Genomic DNA, 2,099 nt, shown 5'->3' with positions numbered 1-2,099 from the left:
CTCCAACGGCGTCTCGATCGACATCGCCATCAAGGCGCTGGAAGAGCGCGGCCTGGCTCGACGGCTGGCCGAACCGAACCTGATCGCGCGCTCCGGCCAAACGGCGAGCTTCCTTGCCGGCGGTGAGTTCCCGATCCCGGTTTCCGAAGACAACGGCAAGATCAGTGTCACCTACAAGAAATACGGCGTCGGCCTGGATTTCACGCCGACCGTTCTCAAGGACGGGCTGGTCAGCCTCGACATCGCGCCGGAAGTATCCTCGATCGACACTTCTGCCTCCATCGAGGTCAGCAGCGGCATTTCCATCCCGGCCTTCATCGTGCGCCGGGCCAAGACTTCGGTCGACCTGAAGAATGGCCAGAGCTTCATGATCGCCGGCCTTTTGCAGTCGCAGAACGACATCACCACCTCGCGCCTGCCGGGGCTCGGCAAGCTGCCGGTGCTCGGTCCGCTGTTCTCCTCGAAATCCTATCAGCGGCGCGAGACCGACCTGGTGATCATCGTCACGCCTTACCTGGTCAAGCCGGTCGATCCGTCGAAGAAGATGGTCGAGCCGACCGACGGGACGCGGCCGGCAAGCAATGTCGACTACTTCCTGAACAACACCGAGGAAGTGAATGCCTCGGCGCCCAAGCGCCCCGTGGCGCTGGCCGACGGCAGTGCAGCCCGCCCGGTGGCCGCCACGACGTCCGGTCACTTCCTCGATCTGCCGAAGGATTGAGCCCATGCGTCTGGCTCCTTGCATCGCCTTGCTGCTCGCCGGCGCCCTCGCCGGGTGCACCAGCGACGACTACGTGCGCACCGAAGGCGTGACGCCGGCGGCCGGCAACGCCCAGGCGTCCAACACGGTCATGCAGATGGTCGACCCCTGGCAGTACGGCGTCCAGAACACCAGGCTTCTGGTTCCGGCGCAGAGCGCGAGTTCCTCGACCAGTGCCGCCGGCGCGAAAGCCGGTTCGGGGACGGCTCCAACGACATCAGCATCAACGGCATCGAACTGACGGGCTGACGACCATGGCATCGGGCACCAACACCAGGAAGATCCTGCTCGTTTCCACCGACCGGGCGTTTTCGCAGGATACGCGAACAGCTTTCGCGGCCTCCGAGGTCATCGAGCTTTTGACGGTGGAGAAAAGCGTCAACGAGCTGCGTGGCGAGGTCCAGGAAACCGACTTCGGCGCCGTCATCGTCGACATGGACGCCGCCAAGCTCGAGGAGATCGAGTCGCTGCAGCGTATCATGCGCCGGCTGGAAGGCCGCGTTCCGGTGATCGTCGTCACGCAGGAGTTCAATGCCGCGGCGGTGCGCATCCTGGTGCAGCTCAAGGTCGCCGACTTCCTGGTCAAGCCGATCACCACCGCCGATCTGGTGCGTTCCGTCATCCGAGCGTTGCAGGGGCCGGGGCGGGAGGAAAACAGCGAGTCGCAGATATACACCTTCATGCCGGCCGCCGGAGGCGTCGGCACCACCACGCTTGCGCTCCAGACCGCCTTCCAGCTGCATCATTCGGTGACGCGCGGCGCCTCGACCTGCGTGGTCGACCTCAATTTCCAGCAGGGTGCCTGCGCCGAATATCTCGACCTCGAGCCGCGTTTCGACATCACCGAAATCGAGAACCAGCCCGAGCGCCTCGACCGGCAGTTGCTGGACGTGATGCTGTCCAAACATCGAAGCGGGCTTTGTGTGCTCGCCGCGCCGACGCGTCCGTCGGAAATGCGGTCTTTCAAGACCGACGTCGTGGTGCGCATGCTCGACCTCGTCTCGGCCTATTTCGACAATGTCGTCATCGATATGCCGCGCACCTGGTTTCCGTGGACCGAGACGGTGCTGCTCGGCTCCAACAAGCTCTATATCGTGGCCGAGATGACCGTGCCTTGCCTGCGCCACACGCAGCGCCTTATCCAGGCCATCTACGAGACGGCCGGCAAGGAAGTGAAGCCCAACGTCATCGTCAATCGCTTCGAGCAGAAGATGTTCGACAACGGCATCAAGCAGGCCGACGTCCAGGATATTCTCGGCGAGCATTTTGTCGGCGGCATCTCCAACAATTACCGGCTGGTGCGCGAGGCCGTCGACCGCGGCGTGCCGCTGCATGATAT

Annotated in this window: 3 protein-coding genes; all 3 read left to right on the top strand. The window is 63.6% G+C overall.

The window, feature by feature from the left end; genetic code table 11:
* A partial coding sequence (locus EOA38_RS34705; RefSeq protein ID WP_145966226.1) for a type II and III secretion system protein family protein occupies positions 1–721 on the top strand: 721 nt, incomplete at its 5' end.
* A 4-nt stretch (positions 722–725) separates the two neighbouring features.
* Entirely contained in the window at positions 726–1,001 is a 276-nt protein-coding gene (locus EOA38_RS34700) for a hypothetical protein (RefSeq protein ID WP_127301346.1), read from the top strand.
* 13 nt (positions 1,002–1,014) lie between these two features.
* Positions 1,015–2,099 (top strand): response regulator (locus tag EOA38_RS34695; protein WP_127301345.1); only part of this gene is annotated, 1,085 nt, incomplete at its 3' end.

The sequence above is a fragment of the Mesorhizobium sp. M1E.F.Ca.ET.041.01.1.1 genome, assembly GCF_003997355.1.
Taxonomy (GTDB): Bacteria; Pseudomonadota; Alphaproteobacteria; order Rhizobiales; family Rhizobiaceae; genus Mesorhizobium.
Note: the sequence above shows the minus strand (reverse complement) of the source record. Positions and strands in the feature narration are given on the sequence as shown.

Bases quoted from the DNA above. Each gene is read 5' to 3' on its own strand.
- EOA38_RS34700 (WP_127301346.1), top strand. From the start codon at position 726: ATGCGTCTGGCTCCTTGCATCGCCTTGCTGCTCGCCGGCGCCCTCGCC.